The sequence below is a fragment of the Aurantimonas endophytica genome, assembly GCF_014196845.1.
Lineage (GTDB): Bacteria > Pseudomonadota > Alphaproteobacteria > Rhizobiales > Rhizobiaceae > Aurantimonas > Aurantimonas endophytica.
Genome location: NZ_JACIEM010000002.1, coordinates 696,749 through 719,063, shown reverse-complemented (window position 1 = coordinate 719,063; position 22,315 = coordinate 696,749). Strand labels below are relative to the sequence as shown.

Sequence of the window (22,315 nt, the reverse complement as noted above, 5' to 3'; positions counted from 1 at the left end):
GCACAGAGATCGGCCCTCGTCCTCCTTACCAAGCTGCCGGCAGCGTCCCACCTGCTGCCGGTCCGCGCCCGGGGCGCATCGGGATCCTCCCTATGGAATTTCTCACGACGGAATCGCTCACCGCGCTGCTCCAGGTGATCATGATCGACCTGGTGCTCGCCGGCGACAACGCGGTGGTCATCGGGCTTGCCGCCGCAGGGCTGCCGCGCGACCAGCGGGCGAAAGCCATCCTGGTCGGCATCATCGCCGCCACGGTGCTGCGCATCGGGCTGGCGGCCGTGGCGATCGAACTCCTCGCCATCATCGGCCTGCTGCTCGCCGGTGGACTTCTGCTGCTCTGGGTTTGCTGGAAGATGTGGCAGGAGCTGCGGGCACCGGCGCCTCATCCGGGAGCTGTCGACGGCGAGGGAGAGGCCGTCGGCGACGCTGCGCCCCGCAAGAGCCTCGGCCAGGCGGTCTGGCAGATCATCGTCGCCGACGTTTCGATGTCGCTCGACAACGTGCTCGCCGTCGCAGGGGCGGCGCGCGAGCATTTCTGGGTGCTGGCGGCCGGCCTCGTCCTTTCCATCGCGATGATGGGGCTTGCCGCGTCGCTGATCGCCCGGCTGCTCGGCCGTTACCGCTGGATCGGCTTCGTCGGCCTCGCCATCGTGCTCTACGTGGCCCTGAAGATGATCTACGAAGGCTGGCTCGAGGTGGCGCCTTTCGTCCTCGGCTGACGTTCCCGGCCCGAACTCCTGCTCAGCGCGACATCAGCACCGGCACGGTCATGTGCTCCAGAATGTGCCGGGTAACCCCGCCGAACAGCAATTCGCGGAAGCGGGAGTGGCCGTAGCAGCCCATCACCAGAAGGTCGGCGCCGTGATCGGAGATGTCGTTGAGCAGCGCGTCGCCGACCGCGAGACCGCCGCTCGTCGTGCGCGCCGCCTCGACCGGAACCCCATGCCGCGCCAAGGCGACGGCCAGATCATCGGCAGGAGCCAGGCCCGACGAAGGGCCGCGCGGCGGGTCGATCATCAGGATCCGCACGTTTCGCGCCTCCCTTAGGAGCGGAACAGCGTCGAAGGCTGCGCGCGCGGCTTCCCGGCCGCCGTTCCACGCGACGAGGACCCGCTCGCCGAGCCTGGGGAAAGTGCCTGCATAGGGAAGGAAGAGAATCGGGCGGCCCGAGTCGAGCAGGATCTCGGTCAGCAGATCCCCGCCCCGCCAGGCAAAGCCGTCCGGCTGGCCGGTGATCACCAGATCCGCGCAGCGCACGTGGCGGGTGACGGCGGCCTCGTAGCCCGGCCCCTGCGCAAGCTCGAGACGCCACTCGGCATCGATGCCGCTGGCCGCCGCGAGGTCACGAAACGTCGTTTCGTTCGCGGTGGCATCCGCTTCGATCTGCTTCTGCGCCTGCTCGATGTAGTCCAGGGAGACCTCCGCCGGCACGCCGACAAAGACATCCGGCGCCACATGCAGGCCGACGAGATGGGCGCGCTGCCGCTCGGCCAGTCCGAGCGCCATCGCCGTCAGCGCCGCGGCGCTGCGCGTATCCTTCAGGCAAACGACGATCGTCTTGTACATCGACCCTTACTCCCGTGGAGCCGGCCTTCTCCCCGCAGGCCCCGTCGGATGCACACTGGCGCCGACGGTCGGGCCGCACCTTGACCTGCGTCAACGTCGGAGCAGTCGTCGGCTCGCCCCTTCCGGGATCCCGCGCGAAGCAAGTCTTGATCGGGCGGCGCAATGCTGGTTTCTGGGTCGCGATCCCGTCCGGGCGGATCCTCGCCCTCCGATTCTGGCAATTCCTGCATGTCGACCATCGACCATATCGAGACGCGCGACCACGCGATCCGGGCGACCGCAGGGTTACGCACGGAGGGCGTGTGGGCGTATCTGCTCGCTCTGGGGGCGGCTGCCGCCTCTGTCGGCCTGGGGCTGACGCGTCTCGGCGAGAGCCAGCCGGGGCTGTTGCTCGCCGTTCCGCTCATCCTCGCCGTGGCGGTCTCCGGTGGCGCCGGCCCGGCGCTGGTCGCACTCGTGCTCGCCCTGGCGGGCGGGCTTGCCATCCAGGAGGTCGCAGCGGCGGGAGCCTGGAGCTACGCCGCCTTCGCGCTGGCGGGGCTCGTCGCGGTCGCAGTGGGAGCGCTGCTGCGCAGCAGCATCGGCCTTGCCGACCGCGCGAGCCGGGCGCTCGGTGCCAGCGAGATGCATATCCAGTCGATCCTCGACACGGTGCTCGACGCCACCGTGGTGATCGAGACCAGCGGCAACATCGTCTCCTTCAACGCCGCGGCGACGCGACAGTTCGGCTATGACGAGTGCGAGGTCGTCGGCGAGAATGTCCGCATCCTGATGCCGGAACCGTATCACCGCGAGCATGACGGCTACATGCAGCGCTATCTCGAAACCGGCGAGAAGCGGATCATCGGCGTCGACCGGGTCGTGTTCGGCCGGCGCAAGGACGGCTCCACCTTCCCGATGAAGCTGGCGGTCGGGGAGTTCAAGGTCGGCAACCGCACGCTCTTCACCGGCTTCGTCCGCGATTTGACGGAACGCGAGGAATCGGCCGCTCGCCTCAGCGAGATCGAAGGCGAGCTTGCCCGGCTTGCCCGGCTCAACGAGCTCGGCGAAATGGCGTCCACCCTCGCCCACGAGCTCAACCAGCCGCTGTCGGCGATCGCCAATTACGCCCAAGGTTGCGTCCGGCTGCTCCGCGACATGGACGACAGCCTCGCCGCCAGGATGCGCGGGGCGCTGGAGGAAACCGCGCAGCAATCGCTGCGGGCCGGCCAGATCATCAGACATCTGCGCGAGTTCGTCACGCGCGGCGAGAGCCAGAAACTGCCGGAGGACCTTCGGCGACTCATCGAAGAGGCCGGGACGCTGGCGCTCGTCGGGTCGCGCGAGCGCGGCATACGATCGGATTTCGAGTTCGCGCCGGGGCCGGTGAAGGTGCTGGTCGACCGGGTCCAGATCCAACAGGTGCTGATCAACCTCATGCGCAACGCCATGGAGGCGATGCGCGACAGCCAGCAACGGGAACTCCTGGTCCGGACCCTCTTCAACGGACAGGGCGACGTCATCGTCGAAGTATCGGACACCGGGACCGGTATTTCCGACGAGGTCGCGGCTCAGCTGTTCCGGCCCTTTGTGACCACCAAGCCAGGCGGCATGGGCATCGGCCTCTCGATCTCCAAGCGCATCGTCGAAGCCCATGGCGGAACGATATCGATCAGCCGGAACCGGCAGGGCGGGGCGACCTTCCGCTTCTCGCTTCCGGCACTGAAAGGCGAGGACACCCATGGAGAGCGGTAGCTACACCGTCCACATCGTCGACGACGAGGAATCGGTCAGGAAGTCACTGGCCTTCCTCCTGACCATGTGCGGCTTCACCGTTCGCGTGCATGCATCCGCGACGGCGTTCCTGACCGTCGCGCCGACGCTGGAGAAGGGCTGTCTCGTCACCGACCTTCGGATGCCGGACATGAGCGGCGTGGAGCTGTTGCGGCGGTTGAGCGAGGCGCAGGCACTGATGCCGGCGATCGTCGTCACGGGCCATGGCGACGTGCCGATGGCGGTGGAGGCGATGAAGGCCGGGGCGCTCGACTTCATCGAAAAACCCTTCGAGGAAGACGTGCTGGTCGCGGCCGTGCGCAAGGCCGCAACGGAACTGCTCGCACGTCCCGACAAGGCGCATTCGGTGCCGGCGATCCATGCCCGGCTCGAACAGCTGACCGAGCGCGAGCGCCAGGTCCTGTCCGGCGTCGTCGCCGGGCTCGCCAACAAGACCATTGCCTTCGATCTCGACATCAGCCCGCGCACGGTCGAGGTGCACCGCGCCAACATCATGACCAAGATGCAGGCGGGCAGTCTCGCGGAGCTGGTCCGCATGGCGCTGCTCGCCGAACTCGAGCCGCAAGCCGCCGCGACGCGATCTCCGCGCATTTGATCTGCCGCAATGCCTGACGGTGCCCCCCCAGCGTAAAGGCGAGCTGTCGGACATTCCGTCCGGCCCTCGAGGCGCTCGCGCAGAGCATCGCTATTGGCATCGATGAGCGTGATTTTCGTTATTGCCGCAGACAGTGCCCTTCGACGCTCGCTCCAGTTCGCGCTGGAAGCGGAGAACCTGACCGTCGACGCGCATGACGGGCTGGAGTCGGCGAAACGCTCGCGGCTGCTCGATCTGGCCAGCTGCGCGGTCGTCGACGAAGACGTCCTGGATGACCGTGGTGCGGCAATGCGGGCGCTGCAGCGCTTCGCCAAGCCCGTCATCCTGCTGGTCGCGCGGCCCCCGGCCTGCGCCGGCCACGACGACATAGCGATCCTCGTCAAGCCGCTGCAATGGGATGCGCTGGTGGGAACGGTGCGGGCGTTGCAGGGAAACGTCATACCTCGGGGGCTTGCCGGCAGGGCTCTGGATCGCTCCGACGATGGCGGCGAAAGCCTGCTGCCGACGACGACTACGTAGTTTTCCGGACGGATATAACCGAATATCGCGGGCGCTCCGATTTCGGCATTCCTGAACCATCGAGATTCGATGGAGACCAGCCATGCTCGCCCACAGCACCGCCAATTCGGCCACGCGCTTCCACCCGTCGGTTTCGCCGCGCGTCGACGACGCCATGCCCTCGGTCTTTTCTCCCACGCAGATGCAGCCGCTCAGCTTCTATCCCGCCGGCGCCGAGATCTATGCCGATGGCGGGCGGGCCGAGGCGATATACCAGGTCGAGTATGGCGCGATCCGCGTCTACCGCCTCCTCGCCGACGGACGGCGACAGATCAGCGCCTTTCATCTTCCCGGCGAGATTTTCGGCTTCGAGGCCGATAACGCGCATCATTTCTTCGCCGAGGCGATCACTTCCACGTCGCTCCGCCGGTTCCGCCTCTCCCCCGGCGCCGACATTTCGCGCGACCTCCTGCCGCTCGCCCTGCGCAGCCTGATGCGGGCGCAGGATCATCTGCTCGTGCTCGGCCGGCACACGGCAATCGAACGGGTGGCCGCCTTCCTCATCGACATGGCCGAGCGCCAGGGCGCATCCGGCCACGTCGACCTGCCGATGTCGCGGATGGATATCGGCGACTATCTCGGCCTCACCATCGAGACCGTCTCGCGGGTGTTCTCGCGACTCAAGGAACGCAAGATCATCAGGCTGACCAACTCACGCAGCGTCGAGATCCTGAAATGGGACGCGCTGCACCAGATGGGCGAGTGAGCATGACAGGGCGATACCGCCTCGCGCTGCTGGCGCTTGCGACGGCGATCACGGCAAGCGGCGCATCAGCGCAGGACGCCGCGATCATCGCCGAGGGCCGGGCGCTTCTAGAGGAGCGCTGCAGCCGATGCCACGCGATCGACCGGGAGGGCAACAGCCCGCATCCGGAAGCGCCGGCCTTCCGTACCCTGTCGGAGCGCTATCCGGTTTCGGCGCTGCAGGAATCGCTGGCGGAGGGCATCGTGACGGGTCATCCCGACATGCCCGAGTTCACCGCAGAGCCGGTGCAGATCGCTGCGATCATCGCCTATCTCGAGAGCATCCAGTCGCACTGACGGCACCGGCCTACAGGCAGAGCGACAGGCCGAGGATCGGGGCGTAGTTGATGACCGTCGCGACCGCGGCGACGATCGTCGCCACGAGCACGTTGCCGGCAAAGAACGTGTCGACTTCAGCACCTTCGGCGCCGCTCTCCACGGCCTGCTTGCGGCGGTACGTCCACAGCAGCAGGCCGGCGATCAGCGCGAGATGGAACAGCCACACCCCGATCAGAATGACCCGCAGCAGGCTGATGGGCCCGAGGGCCGCGGTCGCCCATCCCAGCTCGCAGCCGACCGAAAGGACGGCATAGAGCATGAGGAAGGCCGAACCCCAGATCATCATGCCGGCGATCAGCAGCAGCAAAACCGTGCCCGTGCTCCGGCCGGTCATGGCTGGGCATCCCGGAACGTCACGAGCACCGGCAGCAGATAGACCAGCGCCACCGCCGCAAGGCCGGTGAGCGCCGTGTAGTCGTGCCAGAGGCAGGCGGTCCGCAGATCGCCGCTGCGCCGCGACGACACGTAGCCGGCGCGGTTGCGATAGAGCGTGAACAGCGCCAGGACGAGGCCGATCCCTGCATGCAGCGCGACATAGCCGATCAGCGCCGCCGTGACGGCGAGATAGGCATGCGACCTCGGCGCCGGGATGTCGGCGACGCAGATCCAGATAGCGAGCCCCGCGGCGACAGCGTGGCCGAGGGCGGCGAGGACAAGGCCGAGCTCGCTCGGCCGGTCGCGCTTGGCGAGCGGTGCGAGGCCGAGATGGCCGGCGGCGGACGCGACGACCAGCGCAGCGGCGAGGCCGGCGGCCTTGAGCAGCGGCAGTTCCACGAGGGCGGGCGGCGGCCAGCCCGGCGCAACCAGCCAGAGGAACAGCGCCCCGAAGGCCAGCGACCCGAACAGCGTCGCGTTGGCGACGAGCAGGAACAGCATCGCCCACCAGGACGCCGGATGCGGCACCTCGGCGTGGATCGGCAGGTCGAGACCGTGACCGACCGGCAGCGGGCCGCGGTCGATCTCGGCGCCAGTCGCCCGCGTCCACAGGAGGAACATCACCAGCACCGCCGGGACGACGGCGAGCGACAGCAGATACACCTTGAACAGCAGCGACAGCACGAACACCCCGATGGCGGCGGCGGTGGCCAGCGGCAGGAAGGTCGGTTGCGGCAGGATCGCGATGTGCTGCGGCTTGCCGGTCGCCATCTCCACGACCAGCGTCTCCTGCCAGTCGTTGCGGGTGCCGGCGAGATAGCCACCACCGGCGGCAAGTTCCGACCCGAGGTCGGGGCGGTCCCGCAGCGGCGAGCGGCTCGAGACCGCGGGCAGCGAGGCGAAGCCGTAGGAGGGCGGCGGCGTCGCCGTCGCCCATTCGAGCGAGCCGGCGTTCCATGGGTTGCGCGCCGCGCGGCGGCCGAAGCGTGCCTGGGCGAACATGTCGACGGCGAAGAGCGCGAAGCCCATCGTCATGACGAAGCCGCCGACCGATGAGATCAGGTTGAGGCCGGTCCAGCCGAATTCCGGCGCGTAGGTGTAATAGCGCCGCGGCATGCCGAGCAGGCCGGTGAGATGCATGATCAGGAAGGTCGTGTTGAAGCCGATGAAGATCAGCCAGAACGCCACCTTGCCGACGCCGTAAAGCGGCTGTCGCCCGGTGAAATGCGGCAGCCAGTAATAGGCCGCAGCCAGCATCGGGAAGACGAAGCCCCCGACCAGCACGTAATGGAGATGCGCCACGACGAAATGCGTGTCGTGCGCCTGCCAGTCGAACGGCACGATGGCCAGCATGACGCCGGTCAGCCCGCCGCAGACGAAGACGAAGAAGAAGCCGAGCAGATAGAGCATCGGCACCGACATTCGGGGCCGGCCGGCCATTAGCGTGCCGATCCAGAGAAAGATCTGCACCGCTGTCGGGATGGCGACCAGGACGCTGGCGGCCGAGAAGAAGGCCTGCGCCAGATGCGGTATGCCCACCGTGAACATGTGGTGGACCCAGAGCCCGAAGGACAGAAAGCCCATCGCGACGATCGCCACCACGATCCAGGCATAGCCGAGGATGTCGCGGCCGACGAGCACCGGCAGGATCGTGGAGATGACGCCGGCCGCCGGCAGGAAGATGATGTAGACCTCGGGGTGGCCGAACAGCCAGAACAGATGCTGCCACAGAAGCGGGTCACCGCCCCGCGTCGGGTCGAAGAACGGCAGGTCGAAGGCCCGCTCAAGCTCGAGCAGGATCGAGCCGAGGATCAGCGGCGGGAAGCCGACCAGCATCATCCCCGAGGTCACGAGGATGTACCAGGCGAACAGCGGCATGCGGGCGAGCGACATTCCGGGCGCGCGGAACTTCAGGATCGAGACCGTGAACTCGACCGCAGCGGCAACCGCGGAAATTTCAACGAAGGTGACGCCAAGCAGCCAGACATCGGCATTGATGCCCGGCGAATAGCGCCCGGAGGAGAGCGGCGTGTACATGAACCAGCCGCTGTCCGGCGCATAGCCGGCGATCATCGCGACGATCAGGATCGAGCCGCCGAAGATGTAGCAGTAGAAGCCGAAGGCCGAGAGCCGCGGAAACGCGAGATCGCGCGCGCCCAGCATCTTCGGGAGGAAGTAGATCGACAGTCCCTCGAACAGCGGGATCGCGAACAGGAACATCATCACCGTGCCGTGCATGGTGAAGATCTGGTTGTAGACGTCCGGCCCGACGAAGGCGCTGTTCGGGGTCGCCAGCTGGGCGCGGATCAGCATGGCAAGGACGCCGCCGATCGCGAAGAAGGTGAAGGCGGCGATGATGAAGCGCCGGCCGACGATCGTGTGATTGACGGCGGAAAGCCGGCCGAGACCCGGCGGCGTGCGCCAGATCGACTCCAGCTCGTGGTGCAGCGTCACCGGTTCGGTGGTCGCGGTGGTGTCGCTCACGGCTGTTCCTGCGTTTCGGGTGGGGGCGCCGCCTGCGCTTCGTTCAGCGCCTGCTCGAAGGCTTCGGCGGGGTGGGCGATCACCGAGAAGCCCATCGCGACATGGCCGGCGCCGCAGAATTCGGCGCAGACCCCGCCGAAGGTACCGGGCCGGTCGGCGGTCAGGCGGATCACATTGACGTGGCCGGGGATGGCGTCGATCTTGCCGCCGAGCCGCGGCACCCAGAAGGAATGGATGACGTCGGTGCCGACGACGCGGATGTCGACGGGCACGCCGGCCGGAATGTGCAGCACCTCGTTGGTCACCGTGTCGGTAAGGCCGGGATAGTGGAACTCCCAGTACCATTGATGCGGCCGCGCCTCGACCGTCACCACGCCCGGCGTCTGCGGATGCGCAAGGAGGCGTTCGCCGGTCAGGAGAGCGAAGGTCAGCAGCGCGCTGAGGACGATGCCGGGAAACACCAGGCCGCCCCAGATCAGCCAGCGCTTGGGATCGACGTCGCGGCCGATGCCAGGGCGCATGAAGGCGATGGTCAGGAGAACCATGACCAGAATGAAGATCGCCGTCCCGCCGGCGGCCATCACCCACCAAAGTGTCGCAGTCGATCGCGCCGCCGGACCGGCGGGATCGAGGGCCGAGAGGTTGCCAGCGCAGCCGGACAGCCCAATTGGCAAAAGCAGGGCGGCAAGACGCGCCGGCCGCCATCCCGACCAAGCGCGCGGAGACGCCCCATGAGCAAGACCGAATCGCCCGTCAGCCCGGTGATGAAGAAGATCAGCGAGATGGACACGAGCTCTGCCGTGGCCGTCGCGGGTCATCCGATCCACGCCATGAGCGTGCATTTCCCGATCGCCCTCGTCATCGCGACGCTCGGCTGCGACGTCTTCTACTGGTGGTCGGGCGACGAATTCTGGCTGCGGGCAAGTGTCTGGTCGGCGGGTTTCGCCTTCTGCCTCGGCGTCCTGGCGGGCATGGCCGGCACCGCCGAGCTGCTGCTGGTGCGCGGCATCAGAAGCCGCGCGGCAAGCTGGACTCACGCCATCGCGGCGATGATGCTCCTGTCGATCGCCGGCATGAACTGGGGCCTGCGCCTCGTCGATCCGGACGCGGTGCTGCCGCTCGGCCTGGCGCTGTCGGCGCTGGCCAGCGTGTTCACGGGTCTGGCAGGCTGGCATGGGGGCAAGCTGATCCTTCATCACGGCGTCGGGATCATGGTGTCAGACCAGGAATGAGGTCGCCGGCGAGCCGGCCGAGGCCGCCCGGCTCATGGAACACCGACGGCAGGAAATCCGTCGAGATGTCCGGTTTGGCCAGCACCACCCAGAGGATTGCCGAGACCGTCAGGCTGATCGTCACGACGCCCGAGATCGCGCGCCAGGGACGGAAGTCCTTGCCGGACTTGAAGACGGACAGGACGAGCAGGCCCAGCCAGACGTGCAGGAACACGAGGAACCCGACGAAGACCAGCTTGACCGCCAGCCAGACCGTGAAGATCTCGCCTATCAGGATGAGTGCAGTGCCGGAACCGATCGCGATGAAGGCGGCCGGCGATACCAGCGCGATATAGGCAAAGCGGGTGAAGGTGTGCAGCCGGTCGATTTCCGCGCCGCGTTCTCCGGCCGCCTCTCGCTGGGTCAAAAGGATCGGCAGCGTCAGCAGCCCGCCGCACCAGATCACCAGCGCCGCGATGTGTAGGCTCTTCAGCCAGACGATGGTCAAACCGCCTGCCCCTTCTGCCCGAACCCGTCGCGGATCAGGCTGTCGAGCGCCAGCAGCGCCGCCAGCAGGTAAGGCGCGATTGCCGGCACCCACATGATCAGCCCGGCGAGTTGCTGGTCGTCGAGCGCCGACAGGCCGTAGGGCGTCGTCGTCAGGAAATGCGGCGCGTACAGCGGCTCCGGCGCGAAGGTGATCAGCGCGCCCAGCAAGCCCATCTGCACGATCAGCGTCAGATGCGCCATGAGGATACGCCCGACCGGGGCTGCCGGCGCCGTCAACTCGCGCCAGAGCAGGACGCCCGAGACCAGCAGCGTCAGCTCCATCGTCCAGTAGATCGTGTCGCTCGAAAGTGCCGTTTCGTATGGCTGCGGTGCATGCCAGAACCACACGGCGACGAGGTGGACGGCGACGAGCAACGACAGCAGGGCGGTGCCGCCGGCGCGCCGCTTCGGGAAGGCCAGCGCCAGCATCGGCGCCGCGACGGCAATCAGCAGCAGATGATGGACCACGCGCGCCGAAAACAACGCCGACGAGAGAGCGCAGAGGGGGGAGAGAAACGCCGCGACCAGCATCAGCATGGCGCCGGCGTGCCACAATCGCGCCCTGCCCCGGCCATCGCCGCGCAGAACCCAAAAGCCTGCAATCGTCGCCAGGGCGAGCGAAGCGATCAGGACCGGGTCGCCGTTCCATGCGGCAAGAAGCTCACCGGGCGGTGGTGGCGCCCCGCAATAGGGATCGAAGGCCTCGGGTGTCGTGAGTGGCGTCATGTCGCGGTGTGTTCCCCTCGGCTCGACGCATGGACGTCAGGCAAACCTATGGCCCGGATGCGCCGTGACAATATGAAAACGTCGCTTATGCGGCCGCTGCCCCCAGCCTTGCCGTCTCATGCGGCCAGTACCGAGCATGCGACGCCCCTCGGCAACTGCGCCAGCAGGGAGTGAAGTCGTCTCTAGTTTTGCCTATTTCGCAGAGGAAGTACGGATTGACACTCAAGTTTGATCAGTATATTTTTGGTCAATACTTTAGATAAGCATTCCTGAGCTTTACGTTCGGGCCAGCGGTTGGGGCAGCTTCATCCAGGCGAGCCAGTGGCAGCTTCCCAACTTTTTTCAACGAACGCGTGACGGAGGCCGCGCCATGGCTGAGGTGCATTTCGGTCGCAAGGATGAGCCGGCCACGCCGCTCCGGCAGTCGAACGATTTCATCGCGGTCCGGACGCACCGGCCCATCGTCATGAGACGCCCGCCGGTTCCCGGCCCGCTCGAGCTCGCTTTGCCGGACTCGGGCCTGGCCGCAAGCTTTCCCGAGGCGAATGTCGGCATCTACCGGGTGCCCGAAGGAACCGCGGCAGCGGTCGCGGATGCCAAGGCGCAGCTGCGGGAGATGCCGGACGTCCGGTTTGCCGGGCGCGTACTGGTGGACGAGGCCGGCACGCCCATCGCCTACACCGAGAACCTGTTCATCAAATTCGTCGACGGCATGAGCGAGGCCGACTGCCTTGCCATACTCGACGAGCACCAGGTGACGGTGAAGCACAAGGTCGCCTACGCGCCGAACGCCTGGTTCGTCTCGGCCGACGGGCAGGGCCAGAAGGTCTTCGACATCGCCGCGGCCCTGCTCGAACGCGAAGGCGTCGAGTACTGCCATCCGGAAATCGTCCGCGAGGGATCGTCCAAAGCGGTCTATCCCCAGCAATGGCACCTTGCAGAAGCGACGATCGGGGAAACGCCGGTCGTCGCCCACGCCAATGTCGCCGCAGCGCTCGCCGTCGCCACCGGCAAGGGCGTCACTATCGCCATCCTCGACGACGGCTTCGATATCGACCATCCCGAGTTCGAAGGTAAGATCATCGCGCCGCGCGATGCCATTCTCGGGGTTGACGATCCAAGGCCGAAAGATCCCAAGCCCCTGGAGCCGGAGAACCATGGCACCGCCTGCGCCGGCGTCGCCTGCGCGAGCGGCGTCCGCGGCGCGTCCGGCGTTGCCCCCGACGCCAAGCTCATGCCCATACGCGTCTCCATGACGTTGGGCACGGCGGCGGAGGCCGAGGCCTTCCAGTGGGCGGCTGACAACGGCGCCGACGTGATCTCATGCAGCTGGGGTCCGCCCGACGGCAACTGGCAGAAGGACAACGACCCGGCCCACCAGACCGCCTGGCCAATTCCCGCGAGCACGCGTCTGGCCATCGATTATGCGGCCAAGAACGGGCGAAACGGGCTCGGCTGCGTCATCGTGTTTTCCGCCGGAAATGGCAACGAGGATGTCGGGCTGGACGGCTATGCCAGCTACGACAAGGTAATCGCGGTCGCCGCCTGCAACGACCGCGGGGTGCGGAGCGGCTACAGCGACCATGGTGATGCGATCTGGTGCACGTTCCCCAGCAATGACGCCCCGCACAACCCGACGGGACGCCCCGCGCCTCTGACGACCGGCATCTGGACGACCGACCGGATCGGCAGCAGGCGGGGATACAACAGCGGCCACCCGCTTTCCGGGGACGCCGAGGGCTATTTCACCAACAAGTTCGGCGGCACGTCCAGTTCCTGTCCGGGCGTCAGCGGCGTGGTGGCCCTGATGCTGTCGGTCGAGCCGAACCTTACCCGTGACGAGGTTCGCTCGATCCTGGCGCGATCCTGCGACCGCATCGACGAGGAAAACGGCGAATACGACGCAAGGGGGTGGAGCCGCTTCTATGGATGGGGCCGGATCAACGCCAAGCGCGCCGTGGACATGGCGGCCAGCTGGGTGGGCGCCGCCGGACGATCGGCTGCCGAATGACGGCTTCCATGCCCACGAGCCGGTAGCCACCTGACGCGTCTGCTCGTGGAAAAGAAAGAGAAGAAGCTTTTCGGGAAGTTGCTGGTCGGAGTGGCAGGATTCGAACCTGCGACCCCCTCGTCCCGAACGAGGTGCGCTACCAGGCTGCGCTACACTCCGTGACCTGCGGCGCGGTATATAACCGGGCCACAGGGTCGCCGCAAGCGGCTTCGTCAAATCTCCTCGCAGGCCGTTCGGCGGGCACGGGCGGCGGACAATTTCGGATCTTTCACCGATTGTCCTTGTAATCGCCGGCGACGGCGTGCATATAAGACGGGTCGATAGACGGCCGGACTGGTTGGACTTGTGCTGCTTGCAGCGCCTTGATCAAGTATTCGCTCCTGACAGATCGATCTACAACGCTCCGCGACGAATGCGGAGCGGCCTGAATTATATATGGAAAGGGTTTCCCATGACGACGGGAACCGTAAAATGGTTTGACTCCCAAAAGGGCTTTGGTTTCATCGCGCCGGATTCCGGCGGCAATGATGCCTTCGTCCACATCAGCGCCGTTGAGCGCGCTGGTCTGAGCGGATTGAAGGACGGCCAGAAGGTCTCCTACGAGCTCGTCTCCGACCGCAAGAGCGGCAAGATGTCTGCCGACAATCTGTCGATCGTCTCTTAAAGTTTGGCGCGCGGCTGAAAAGCCGCGAGCCTGCCGCATCGGCACTGGATTGACCACGGATGTACTGGCAGTCCGATGCATGATGCGTAGTGCGTGATCGCCTGAGGGTGGTCCGCCTTGTAAGGCCCTGCTCCCGTGAGGGACGCGGGGCTTTTTGCTGTTTGGGATCGGCATGTCGCCCCCGACGCGATAGCGTGGGATCGTCCCGCCCTGATGCAAATGCGGGTACCCGCCCCGCGCGATGCGACCGACGTCCCCTTTGCCCGCCTGTCGCGGCTGCGCCGATGGCGTGCGGCGACCGCCTGTTTCGGCTTTTCACCAGACCATTTGCCCCCGACGTCGCGTTGGCGAGGCGAAAGCGGTAAGCGACACGCCAGTGCAACAGGGCGCCGCTATGGCCGGCAGATCAGGCATTGCCGCTACACGCTGATTCGTGTGGCGTAACAGGATCGGTGGGGGACTCATGCGTCTGGTAATGATCGGCTCCGGCTATGTCGGCCTCGTCTCCGGGGCCTGCTTTGCCGATTTCGGCCATGAGGTGGTCTGCATCGACAAGATCGCCGCCAAGATCGAATCCCTGGAGCGGGGCGAGATCCCGATCTTCGAGCCGGGACTCGACCAGATGGTCCAGTCGAACCTCGCGGCAGGGCGGCTGCGCTTCACCACCGATTTCACAAACCCCGTATCCGAGGCGGATGTCGTCTTCATCGCGGTCGGCACGCCGTCGCGACGCGGCGACGGCCATGCCGACCTCAGCTACGTCCACGCCGCGGCGCGCGAGATCGCCGGCGCGATGCAGGGGTTCACCGTCGTCGTCACCAAGTCGACGGTACCGGTCGGCACCGGCGACGAGGTCGAGCGGATCATCCGCCAGGAAAATCCCGATGCCGACTTCGCCGTCGTGTCGAACCCGGAGTTCCTGCGCGAAGGGGCTGCCATTGCCGACTTCAAGCGGCCTGACCGGATCGTCATCGGCACGGAAGACCCGCGCGCGGAGAAAGTGATGCGCGAGGTGTATCGCCCGCTCTATCTCAACCAGTCGCCGCTGTTCTTCTGCGAGCGTCGGACCTCCGAGCTGATCAAATACGCCGGCAACGCCTTCCTGGCGATGAAGATCACCTTCATCAACGAGATCGCCGATCTCTGCGAGCAGGTGGGGGCCGACGTCCAGAAGGTCGCCAAGGGCATCGGCCTCGACAAGCGCATCGGCGACAAGTTCCTGCATGCCGGCCCCGGCTATGGCGGCTCGTGCTTTCCCAAGGACACGCTGGCGCTGGTCAAGACCGCGCAGGATCACGACAGCCCGATGCGGCTGGTCGAGACGACGGTCGCGGTCAACGACACCCGCAAGCGCGCCATGGCCCGCAAGGTGATTGCTGCCTGCGGCGGAGACGTGCGCGGCAGGACGCTCGCCATACTCGGCCTGACCTTCAAGCCCAATACCGACGACATGCGCGAGGCCCCTTCCCTCGCGATCATCCAGGCGCTGCAGGACAAGGGTGCCAGTATCCGCGCCTACGACCCGGAGGGTGTCGAGGCGGCGGGGGAGATGACCAGCGGCGTGGTCTTCGGCACGGATCCCTACGAGATCGCCGAGGGTGCGGACGCGCTCGTGCTGGTCACCGAATGGGACGAGTTCCGCGCCCTGGATTTCGCGCGGCTGCGCGGCAGGATGGCGGAGGCGCTGCTCGTGGACCTGCGCAATGTCTACCCGGCGGAGGAGGTCGAGCGGCACGGCTTCCGCTATGTCGGCGTCGGGCGAAAGCGCGCCGAGGCCTGATAGCCGGACGCCAAAGCAGCGCTTCCGACCGACGAAGCTTCCGTCGGCCGGCGCCCATGACGACTTGCCAATTCCGCCGGTTTGCTGATTACGTTGCGGCATCGGACAAGCACGGACGCCGTGCCATGGAATCAGCGCCCAGATATTCCCAGCAGCGGCCGAGCGGGACCGCCGGTGCCGCGATGCCGGCGGGGCGCGGCAGCCGACATCGCCGCGCTCGCCCGGTTGGGCTGACCCACATCGTCGTCGGCGCGTTCGGCGTCCTCGCCGTCCTGCTCGTGATCGGACTCGCGATCCGCGAGCCGGTGGGAGACAAGCCCTATCTCAAAATCGCCGGCGCAGGCTTCATCTTCAACTATCGCGTCGCCGAGGTGTTCTACGGTTTTACGGCCGAGGTCCAGAAGCCGGTGCGAAACCTGTCGCTGATCGAGGCGGAGTTCGAGGATCCGGCCGGCGGTCCCCAGATACGGGTGAGCGAGCGACTCAACCCGCGAACGAAGCGCTATTCGCTGCGGACGCCGCCGGTGCGAGGCGTCCAGAAGGACCGGCCGTACAAGGTCACGGTCCGGCTGATCCAGAATGGCGACAACGCCGTACTCTTCGAGGAAGAGCTTGCCGTGCGGTCGCAGATGGCCGACGACGTCGTGCCGGAGCAGCCGCTGACGGTGGGGCCCGGCTATAGGCGCAATCCCGCTCTTGCGAAGGACACGCCAGCGCCGCAGTGAGGGGCGGGCGCCGGATGTTCCTGCAGCGCTTCCGCCTACTGCGGCAGAATGACAGGGCACCCGCCGGTTGACATTTTGGTTGATGTCAACATATTTCTGCCGATGGCCATGCGCGAAGATCTGCCCCTTTCCGTCACGATCGAAGTCCGCGATCACTGCCTCTGCCTGCATCTGCAACGGGCCGCCCGGGCCCTGGCCCGCCGTTTCGACGAGGCGCTGCGCCCGCACGGCATCACCAGCGGGCAATTCTCCCTGCTGATGTCGCTCAACCGGCCCGCGCCGCCGCGCATCAGCGACATCGCGCCGCTGCTCGGCATGGACCGCACGACGCTGACGGCCAATCTGAAGCCGCTCGAACGGCGGGGGCTGGTCGAGGCGGTCCCCGATCCGAAGGATAAGCGCAGCCGCCGGCTGCGGCTGACCGAGGCGGGACAGGACGCACTGGCAGCAGCGATGCCGACCTGGCGGGAGACCCACGAGGCGATCGACCGCCTGCTGCCGGAGACAGATCCTGCCCGACTGCGGGCTGACCTGCTTGCGCTGTCGTAGGCCTCTGGGGGATGCGACGGGGGCTCCCGATACGACGACGGGGATGGACGACGAGCCCGGGTTGAGTTATGAGAACGATCATTCGCTCTCTCCTCTGTCGCAGCGCCGTAGGTCAAGCATTTGTCTGCCGTCTCCTCCGCTGCGGAAGCAGCGCCCACTCCCCACGACCAGCGCCGGATGCACGTGCTGGCGGCGGCGCGCACCTGCTTCGCCCGTGCGGGCTTCCACGGCGCGTCGATGCAGCAGATCTGTGCGGAAGCGCAGATGAGCCCCGGAGCGCTCTACCGCTATTTCCCGTCGAAGGACGCGATCATCGAAGCGATCGCGGAGGAAGAGCGGGTCGACGCGGCGGCCTGCGTGGCGGCGCTGCATGGCGAGGGCAGCCTCGTCGATCGCATCACCGCGGTGGGCATGGACTATCTGCGCCAGACGCTCGATCCGGACACCGGCGGGCTGATGGTCGAGATCTGGTCCGAAAGCATCCGGAACACCGCGCTCGGGCGCCGCTTCCACGAGATCGAGGCCGAGGTGCGCCGGGCATTCCAGGCCGCGCTGCTGCGCGCGCAGGAGAGCGGGGAAATCGACCCGGGCATCGATATCGCGGTTGCACTGACGGTGCTGTTTGCCATCGGCGACGGCCTGGTGATGCGCCTGCAGATCGAGGACGAAGCCGACATCGAGACGATTGAGCCGTATCTGCGCCGCGTGGTCCAGGGGCTGCTGGGCGTGTCCTGACGGAACATTCGGGCAGAATGACTGCCGGCGCATCCGGCGATTTCGAGACTTTGGATTGCGGGATAGCCCGCCAGTGAGGCCGCCATGTTCGTCCGATACCCGGTTCTGCTGCTGGTGCTTGCGGGCCTGACCGCCAGCGCGGCCACGGCGCAGGAGAGCGAGGCTCCCGCCGCAACGGCGCCGCAGCCGCCGAGTGTTTCCGTCGTCAAGGCGACGGCGCGCGAGATCGTCTCGACCGTGGTCGTCACCGGCACGCTGGTGCCGCGCGAGACCGTCGTCGTCGGCGCCGAGGTCGACGGGCTGCGCATCGAGGAACTGCTCGCCGACGAGGGCGACACGGTTGCTGCCGGCGCTGTGCTGGCGCGGCTCGAGACCGACATGATCGAGACCGACCTCGCCCGCAACGATTCCCAGGTCGCCCGCGCGGATGCCGCCCTGGCGCAGGCGCAGAGCCAGATCGCCGAGGCGGAATCGGCCAAGGTCGAGGCCGACGCCGCCCTGGCGCGGACACGACCGCTGGCCGACAAGGGCATTGTCGGCCGTGACGTGCTCGACCAGCGCATCTCCGCGGCGGCGGCCACTGCTTCACGCCTCGCGAGCGCCTATCAGGGCGTGTCGGTCGCGGAGGCCGACAAGGCGCTGACGCTCGCCGAGCGGCGGCAGCTGGAGCTGAAGCGGTCCAAGGCGGTAATCACCGCGCCCACCGCAGGTCTGGTTTTGTCCAGGGCCGCGCGGCTGGGCGCCATCGCGTCGGCATCCGGCGGCGGCCTGTTCGAGATCGCCCGCGAAAATCTCATCGAGCTCGATGCCCAGGTCACCGAGTCGGTGCTGAATTCGCTGGCCAAGGGCCAGAAGGTGACGGTGACCCTGCCCGGGACGCGCGAGCCGATCGAGGGAACGGTGCGGCTGGTCTCGCCGCTCGTGGACGAGACGACGCGGCTCGGCCGCGTGCGTGTCGCGCTGCCGCCTTCGGACCTGTTGCGCAGCGGCAGCTTTGCCCGCGGCGCCATCGAGATCGCCCGCAGCCGCGGCATCGTGCTGCCCAACACAGCGGTCGTGACGGATGGGGACGAGTCGGTCGTCCAGGTCGTGCGTGACGGCACGATCGAGAGCCGGCCCATCCGGATAGGGATCAATACCGGCAGCGAGGTCGAGATCGCCGACGGGCTGGCGGAAGGCGAGTCGGTTGTCGCTCTGGCCGGCACCTTCGTGCGCGATGGCGACCGCGTCACCCCGAGCGAAATGCAGTCGGCCGAGGTGCGGCAATGAACTGGAATTTCTCCGCCTGGGCGATCCGCAATCCGGTCCCGCCGATTCTCCTCTTCGTGGTGCTGATCGCCCTCGGGATCGTCAGCTTCATCACGCTGCCGATCACCCGCTTCCCCAATATCGACGTGCCGGTGATATCGGTGACGATCACCGAGTCCGGTGCCGCGCCGTCGGAACTCGAGACCCAGGTCACCAAGAAGGTCGAGGATGCCATCGCCGGCATCTCAGGCCTCAAGCACGTCACCTCGACGATCACAGACGGCTCGTCCGTCACGGCAGCGGAATTCCGGCTGGAAATCGACGTCGACCGGGCCACAAACGACGTCAAGGACGCCATCGCCAAGATTCGCTCGGACCTGCCGCGCACGATCGACGAGCCGATCGTCCAGCGGATCGAGGTCGAGAACCAGTCGATCGTCACCTATGCCGCCTCCTCGCCCGGCAAGACGCCGGAACAGCTTTCCTGGTTCGTCGACGACGTGGTGATCCGCGCCCTGCAGGGACTGAACGGCGTCGGCCGGGTGGAGCGCATGGGCGGTGTCGAGCGCGAGATCCAGGTCCGCCTCGACCCCGACCGGCTCGCGGCGCTCGGCATCACCGCGGCGGACGTGAACCGGCAGCTGCGCGCGACCAATGTCGACCTCTCCGGCGGCCGGGGCGAGTTTGGCGGCCAGGAACAGGCGATCCGCACGCTCTCCTCCGCCGACACGGTCATCGGGCTCGGCGCCACCAAGGTGTCGCTGCCGGGTGGCCGGCAGGTCCGGCTCAGCGAACTCGGCGAGGTTGCCGACTCCTGGGAGGAGCCGCGCTCCTTCGCCCGGCTCGACGGCCAGCCGGTGGTCGCCTTCTCGATCTATCGGTCCAAGGGCGCCAGCGACACGACCGTCGCGGACCTCGCGGCCGGAAAGGTCGGCCAGCTGGCCGCCGCCAATCCGGACGTGCAGTTCACCAAGATCGACGACAGCGTCACCTACACCTACGGCAACTTCGAGTCGGCGATGGAGACGCTGGCAGAAGGCGCACTGCTCGCGGTCATCGTGGTGCTGCTGTTCCTGCGCGACTGGCGGGCGACGGCCGTCGCGGCCATCACCCTGCCGCTGGCGGCGATCCCGACATTTTGGGCGATGGACCTGATGGGTTTCTCGCTCAATCTCGTCAGCCTGCTCGCGATCACGCTGGTCACCGGCATTCTCGTCGACGACGCGATCGTCGAGATCGAGAACATCGAACGCCACATGGCGATGGGCAAGCCGCCCTATCAGGCCGCGATGGAAGCCGCCGACGAGATTGGCCTCGCCGTCATCGCCATCACCATGACGATCATCGCGGTGTTCGCGCCTGTGAGCTTCATGGGCGGCATTGCCGGCCAGTACTTCAAGCAGTTCGGCCTGACGGTCGCGGTCGCGGTGTTCTTCTCGCTGCTCGTGGCGCGGCTGATCACGCCGATGATGGCGGCGTATTTCTTCCATCCGCACGCCACGACCGGCCCGAGCTTCGGCCGCATGCTCCGCCGCAACCTGCTGTTCGCCGCGCCGCTCGCGGGTATTGCCATCGGGCTGCTCTTCGCGCTCGCGGCGCTGCCGGGTGCCGCGGCCGAGAACCCGCTCTTCGCCACCGTCGCCGCCTATGCCGCGGCCTTGCCCACGGTCACGTTCGACATGGCGGCGGAACTCTCGCTCGCGGTCATGGGCGGCGCCGTCGTCCTGGCGATCCTGTTCGCCTATATCGGCATGCCGCATCCGGAGGAGCAGCATGACGGCCTGTTGATGCGGGCCTATACGGGCTTCCTGCGCGCCACGGTGCGCTGGCGCTGGATCACGCTGATTGCCGGCATCGCGCTGTTCGCGCTGGCGATCGACAGCGTGAAATATCTGCCGACCGGGTTCATTCCGAAGGAGGATGCTTCCCGCATCGTGGTGTCGCTCGAGCTGCCGCCCGGCTCGACGCTGGAGACGACACGCGCCGTGACCGACAAGGCGGTGGCGAGCATCCGCGAACTGCCGGAAGTGCGCAGCGTCCTCGTGATCGGCGGGTCGAGCCCCACCGGCACGCTGGAAGTGCGGCGGGCGGCACTGACGATCAACCTGACCCGCAAGTTCGAGCGCACCCGCAGCCAGGGCGACCTCGAGCCGGTCATCGCCGACAGGCTGGCGGCGATCCCCGACATCCGCTCGTTCTACGTCAACGATCGCGGCGAGCGGGAATTGTCGGTCGGCATCCTCGGCGCCGACGGCGCCGCAGTGGCGGCGGTAGCGGCCGATCTGGAAAGCCAGATGCGGCGCGATCCGATCTTCGCCAACCCCTCCGCCATGGCCTCCTTCGCCCGGCCGGAAATCCGCATCCGCCCGCGGCTCGACGAGGCGGCGGACCTCGCCATCGCGCCCGAGACGATTTCGGAGACGGTGCGGGTCGCGACGATCGGCGACGTCGGGGCGAACCTTGCCAAGTTCAATGTCGGCACGCGCCAGGTGCCGATCCGGGTGCAGCTGCGCGAGGACGCGCGCGAGGACCTGTCGACCATCCGCAGCCTGCGGGTGACCACCGGCAGCGGCGCCTCCGTACCGCTCGAGAGCGTCGCCGACATCGGCTTCGGCCAGGGGCCCTCCACGATCGACCGCTACGATCGCGACCGACTGGTCAAGGTCGGCACCTCGATGATGCCGGGCTACGAGATCGGCCAGGGCAGCGAGGTCATCATGGCCCTGCCGGCGATCAAGGACATGCCGCCGGGCGTTCGGGTCCAGGAGGTCGGCGACGCCGAGATCCAGGGCGAGGTCTTCGCCGGCTTCGCCTCGGCGATGGGCGCCGGCATCATGATGGTGCTGGTCGTGCTGATCCTCCTGTTCGGCAGCTTCTTCCTGCCGATCACCATCCTCGCCTCGCTGCCGCTCTCGGTGGGCGGCGTCGTCGGTGCCCTTCTGCTGACCCATACGGCGATCTCGATGCCTGTCGTCATCGGCATCCTGATGCTGATGGGCATCGTCACCAAGAACTCGATCATGCTGGTCGATTTCGCCGTGGAGCAGGAGAAGCACGGCGTCAGCCAGACGGAGGCGATCATCGACGCGGGGCGCAAGCGCGCGCGGCCGATCATCATGACCACGCTTGCCATGGCGGCCGGCATGGTTCCGGCGGCCATGGCGACGGGCGAAGGCGGCGAGTTCCGCGCGCCGATGGCGATCGCCGTGATCGGCGGCCTGCTGGTCTCGACCGTGCTCTCGCTGGTCTTCATCCCCTCGGTCTACACGCTGATGGACGACCTGAGCCATGCGGTGGGGCGGCTGTTCAAATGGCTGCTGAAGCCGAACAAGGCCGGCGACGGCGCAGCGCACGGCGCCGAGATGGCGGTCGATCCGGCGAGGCCGGCGGAACCGGACCTCTTCGGGCCCAGCTGGCAACGCGTCACCGAATTTCCGCAGCGGGCAAAGCCCGATCGGGACGACCGACTCCAGCCCGCCGCAGAATAACGAGAGCGCCGGCCCCAGGGTCAGCAGGGCAGGACCGGCAGGTTCTGCCCTGGCGAGGTGCGCCTCGCCCGGGCGCGGCGTGAAGCGGCTGCGGAAGCCAACGATTCTCGCGCCTGGGTTGCAACCCTCCGGTCCCGATGCGTTCAACTTTCCGTTAGGTCATGAAAATTTCTACTGCAGCAATCGTTGATGTTG

General features: G+C 67.1%; 21 protein-coding genes and 1 tRNA gene. 15 read left to right on the top strand and 7 right to left on the bottom strand.

Annotated elements, in window-relative coordinates; genetic code table 11:
- The first annotated feature begins 92 nt into the window (after nucleotides 1-92).
- Nucleotides 93-719: a TerC family protein gene (locus GGR03_RS10880; RefSeq protein WP_183207842.1), complete on the top strand. Its 627-nt coding sequence runs from the start codon at nucleotides 93-95 to the stop codon at nucleotides 717-719.
- 22 nt (nucleotides 720-741) lie between these two features.
- Here GGR03_RS10880 and GGR03_RS10875 read toward each other — a convergent pair whose 3' ends face one another.
- Complete coding sequence (locus tag GGR03_RS10875; protein ID WP_183207840.1) at nucleotides 742-1,566, bottom strand: universal stress protein; 825 nt, start codon at nucleotides 1,564-1,566, stop codon at nucleotides 742-744.
- 228 nt (nucleotides 1,567-1,794) lie between these two features.
- Here GGR03_RS10875 and GGR03_RS10870 point away from each other — a divergent pair, with 228 nt between their 5' ends.
- From GGR03_RS10870 to GGR03_RS10850, 5 genes are all read left to right on the top strand, one after another.
- Entirely contained in the window at nucleotides 1,795-3,300 is a 1,506-nt protein-coding gene (locus GGR03_RS10870; protein ID WP_183207838.1) for a PAS domain-containing sensor histidine kinase, read from the top strand.
- Nucleotides 3,287-3,934 (top strand): response regulator FixJ, encoded by a 648-nt coding sequence (fixJ, locus tag GGR03_RS10865; RefSeq protein WP_183207836.1) that lies wholly within the window; start codon nucleotides 3,287-3,289, stop codon nucleotides 3,932-3,934. The genes GGR03_RS10870 and fixJ overlap by 14 nt, the downstream gene beginning before the upstream one ends.
- Before the next feature lie 102 nt (nucleotides 3,935-4,036).
- Entirely contained in the window at nucleotides 4,037-4,453 is a 417-nt protein-coding gene (locus GGR03_RS10860; RefSeq protein WP_183207834.1) for a response regulator transcription factor family protein, read from the top strand.
- A gap of 82 nt (nucleotides 4,454-4,535) precedes the next feature.
- Nucleotides 4,536-5,198: a helix-turn-helix domain-containing protein gene (locus tag GGR03_RS10855; RefSeq protein WP_183207833.1), complete on the top strand. Its 663-nt coding sequence runs from the start codon at nucleotides 4,536-4,538 to the stop codon at nucleotides 5,196-5,198.
- A 2-nt stretch (nucleotides 5,199-5,200) separates the two neighbouring features.
- The gene (locus GGR03_RS10850) at nucleotides 5,201-5,533 is read left to right on the top strand and encodes a c-type cytochrome (RefSeq protein ID WP_183207831.1); all 333 of its coding nucleotides are present in this window, start codon (nucleotides 5,201-5,203) and stop codon (nucleotides 5,531-5,533) included.
- A 10-nt stretch (nucleotides 5,534-5,543) separates the two neighbouring features.
- On the opposite strand, the gene GGR03_RS10845 is transcribed toward GGR03_RS10850, so the two are convergent.
- From GGR03_RS10845 to coxB, 3 genes are read right to left on the bottom strand one after another with little or no spacing between them, the layout of a single operon-like run.
- Complete coding sequence (locus GGR03_RS10845; protein WP_183207829.1) at nucleotides 5,544-5,882, bottom strand: hypothetical protein; 339 nt, start codon at nucleotides 5,880-5,882, stop codon at nucleotides 5,544-5,546.
- A 23-nt stretch (nucleotides 5,883-5,905) separates the two neighbouring features.
- Nucleotides 5,906-8,434: a cytochrome c oxidase subunit I gene (gene ctaD / locus GGR03_RS10840; protein WP_183207827.1), complete on the bottom strand. Its 2,529-nt coding sequence runs from the start codon at nucleotides 8,432-8,434 to the stop codon at nucleotides 5,906-5,908.
- Nucleotides 8,431-9,108 (bottom strand): cytochrome c oxidase subunit II, encoded by a 678-nt coding sequence (gene coxB, locus GGR03_RS24270; RefSeq protein ID WP_343058704.1) that lies wholly within the window; start codon nucleotides 9,106-9,108, stop codon nucleotides 8,431-8,433. The genes ctaD and coxB overlap by 4 nt, the downstream gene beginning before the upstream one ends.
- A gap of 57 nt (nucleotides 9,109-9,165) precedes the next feature.
- Between coxB and GGR03_RS24265 the strand changes: the two genes are divergently transcribed.
- Nucleotides 9,166-9,666 carry a DUF2231 domain-containing protein gene (locus GGR03_RS24265; RefSeq protein ID WP_246367808.1) on the top strand — a complete coding sequence of 167 codons (501 nt, stop codon included), beginning with the start codon at nucleotides 9,166-9,168 and terminating at the stop codon, nucleotides 9,664-9,666.
- Here the strand turns inward: GGR03_RS24265 and GGR03_RS10830 are convergent.
- Together GGR03_RS10830 and GGR03_RS10825 are read right to left on the bottom strand one after the other, a co-directional pair.
- A complete protein-coding gene (locus GGR03_RS10830; RefSeq protein WP_183207823.1) occupies nucleotides 9,644-10,153 on the bottom strand; it encodes a CopD family protein in 510 nt (169 codons plus the stop codon). The two genes, GGR03_RS24265 and GGR03_RS10830, sit on opposite strands and share 23 nt — an antisense overlap.
- On the bottom strand, nucleotides 10,150-10,920 hold the full coding sequence (locus GGR03_RS10825; protein WP_183207821.1) for a cytochrome c oxidase assembly protein: 771 nt from the start codon (nucleotides 10,918-10,920) through the stop codon (nucleotides 10,150-10,152). Before GGR03_RS10825 ends, GGR03_RS10830 begins: the two co-directional genes overlap by 4 nt.
- Before the next feature lie 370 nt (nucleotides 10,921-11,290).
- Between GGR03_RS10825 and GGR03_RS10820 the strand changes: the two genes are divergently transcribed.
- On the top strand, nucleotides 11,291-12,931 hold the full coding sequence (locus GGR03_RS10820; RefSeq protein WP_183207819.1) for a S8 family peptidase: 1,641 nt from the start codon (nucleotides 11,291-11,293) through the stop codon (nucleotides 12,929-12,931).
- Nucleotides 12,932-13,013: 82 nt separating this feature from the next.
- Here GGR03_RS10820 and GGR03_RS10815 read toward each other — a convergent pair.
- Nucleotides 13,014-13,090, bottom strand: a tRNA-Pro gene (locus GGR03_RS10815).
- Nucleotides 13,091-13,382: 292 nt separating this feature from the next.
- Here GGR03_RS10815 and GGR03_RS10810 point away from each other — a divergent pair.
- From GGR03_RS10810 to GGR03_RS10780, 7 genes are all read left to right on the top strand, one after another.
- A complete protein-coding gene (locus GGR03_RS10810) occupies nucleotides 13,383-13,595 on the top strand; it encodes a cold-shock protein (RefSeq protein ID WP_163044716.1) in 213 nt (70 codons plus the stop codon).
- A 463-nt stretch (nucleotides 13,596-14,058) separates the two neighbouring features.
- Nucleotides 14,059-15,375, top strand: coding sequence for a UDP-glucose dehydrogenase family protein (locus GGR03_RS10805; protein WP_183207817.1), 1,317 nt, complete (start codon nucleotides 14,059-14,061; stop codon nucleotides 15,373-15,375).
- A gap of 125 nt (nucleotides 15,376-15,500) precedes the next feature.
- On the top strand, nucleotides 15,501-16,100 hold the full coding sequence (locus GGR03_RS10800; RefSeq protein WP_246367806.1) for a hypothetical protein: 600 nt from the start codon (nucleotides 15,501-15,503) through the stop codon (nucleotides 16,098-16,100).
- A 108-nt stretch (nucleotides 16,101-16,208) separates the two neighbouring features.
- Entirely contained in the window at nucleotides 16,209-16,649 is a 441-nt protein-coding gene (locus GGR03_RS10795) for a MarR family winged helix-turn-helix transcriptional regulator (protein WP_425486706.1), read from the top strand.
- Between the two features lie 120 nt (nucleotides 16,650-16,769).
- Nucleotides 16,770-17,384, top strand: coding sequence for a TetR/AcrR family transcriptional regulator (locus tag GGR03_RS10790; RefSeq protein WP_246367805.1), 615 nt, complete (start codon nucleotides 16,770-16,772; stop codon nucleotides 17,382-17,384).
- An 84-nt stretch (nucleotides 17,385-17,468) separates the two neighbouring features.
- Nucleotides 17,469-18,653, top strand: a complete 1,185-nt coding sequence (locus GGR03_RS10785; RefSeq protein ID WP_183207813.1) for an efflux RND transporter periplasmic adaptor subunit — start codon at nucleotides 17,469-17,471, stop codon at nucleotides 18,651-18,653.
- A complete protein-coding gene (locus GGR03_RS10780; protein WP_183207811.1) occupies nucleotides 18,650-22,120 on the top strand; it encodes an efflux RND transporter permease subunit in 3,471 nt (1,156 codons plus the stop codon). The genes GGR03_RS10785 and GGR03_RS10780 overlap by 4 nt, the downstream gene beginning before the upstream one ends.
- Nucleotides 22,121-22,315: the final 195 nt, after the last annotated feature.

Excerpts from the sequence above, each read along its gene's own strand:
- GGR03_RS10810 (WP_163044716.1), top strand. The coding sequence starts at position 13,383 with ATGACGACGGGAACCGTAAAATGGTTTGACTCCCAAAAGGGCTTTGGT.
- GGR03_RS10855 (WP_183207833.1), top strand. The coding sequence starts at position 4,536 with ATGCTCGCCCACAGCACCGCCAATTCGGCCACGCGCTTCCACCCGTCG.
- GGR03_RS10805 (WP_183207817.1), top strand. The coding sequence starts at position 14,059 with ATGCGTCTGGTAATGATCGGCTCCGGCTATGTCGGCCTCGTCTCCGGG.
- GGR03_RS10860 (WP_183207834.1), top strand. The coding sequence starts at position 4,037 with ATGAGCGTGATTTTCGTTATTGCCGCAGACAGTGCCCTTCGACGCTCG.
- GGR03_RS10825 (WP_183207821.1), bottom strand. The coding sequence starts at position 10,920 with ATGACGCCACTCACGACACCCGAGGCCTTCGATCCCTATTGCGGGGCG.
- GGR03_RS10780 (WP_183207811.1), top strand. The coding sequence starts at position 18,650 with ATGAACTGGAATTTCTCCGCCTGGGCGATCCGCAATCCGGTCCCGCCG.
- GGR03_RS10870 (WP_183207838.1), top strand. The coding sequence starts at position 1,795 with ATGTCGACCATCGACCATATCGAGACGCGCGACCACGCGATCCGGGCG.
- GGR03_RS10785 (WP_183207813.1), top strand. The coding sequence starts at position 17,469 with ATGTTCGTCCGATACCCGGTTCTGCTGCTGGTGCTTGCGGGCCTGACC.
- fixJ (WP_183207836.1), top strand. The coding sequence starts at position 3,287 with ATGGAGAGCGGTAGCTACACCGTCCACATCGTCGACGACGAGGAATCG.
- GGR03_RS24265 (WP_246367808.1), top strand. The coding sequence starts at position 9,166 with ATGAGCAAGACCGAATCGCCCGTCAGCCCGGTGATGAAGAAGATCAGC.
- GGR03_RS10795 (WP_425486706.1), top strand. The coding sequence starts at position 16,209 with ATGCGCGAAGATCTGCCCCTTTCCGTCACGATCGAAGTCCGCGATCAC.
- GGR03_RS10800 (WP_246367806.1), top strand. The coding sequence starts at position 15,501 with ATGGAATCAGCGCCCAGATATTCCCAGCAGCGGCCGAGCGGGACCGCC.
- GGR03_RS10875 (WP_183207840.1), bottom strand. The coding sequence starts at position 1,566 with ATGTACAAGACGATCGTCGTTTGCCTGAAGGATACGCGCAGCGCCGCG.
- GGR03_RS10820 (WP_183207819.1), top strand. The coding sequence starts at position 11,291 with ATGGCTGAGGTGCATTTCGGTCGCAAGGATGAGCCGGCCACGCCGCTC.
- GGR03_RS10850 (WP_183207831.1), top strand. The coding sequence starts at position 5,201 with ATGACAGGGCGATACCGCCTCGCGCTGCTGGCGCTTGCGACGGCGATC.
- GGR03_RS10880 (WP_183207842.1), top strand. The coding sequence starts at position 93 with ATGGAATTTCTCACGACGGAATCGCTCACCGCGCTGCTCCAGGTGATC.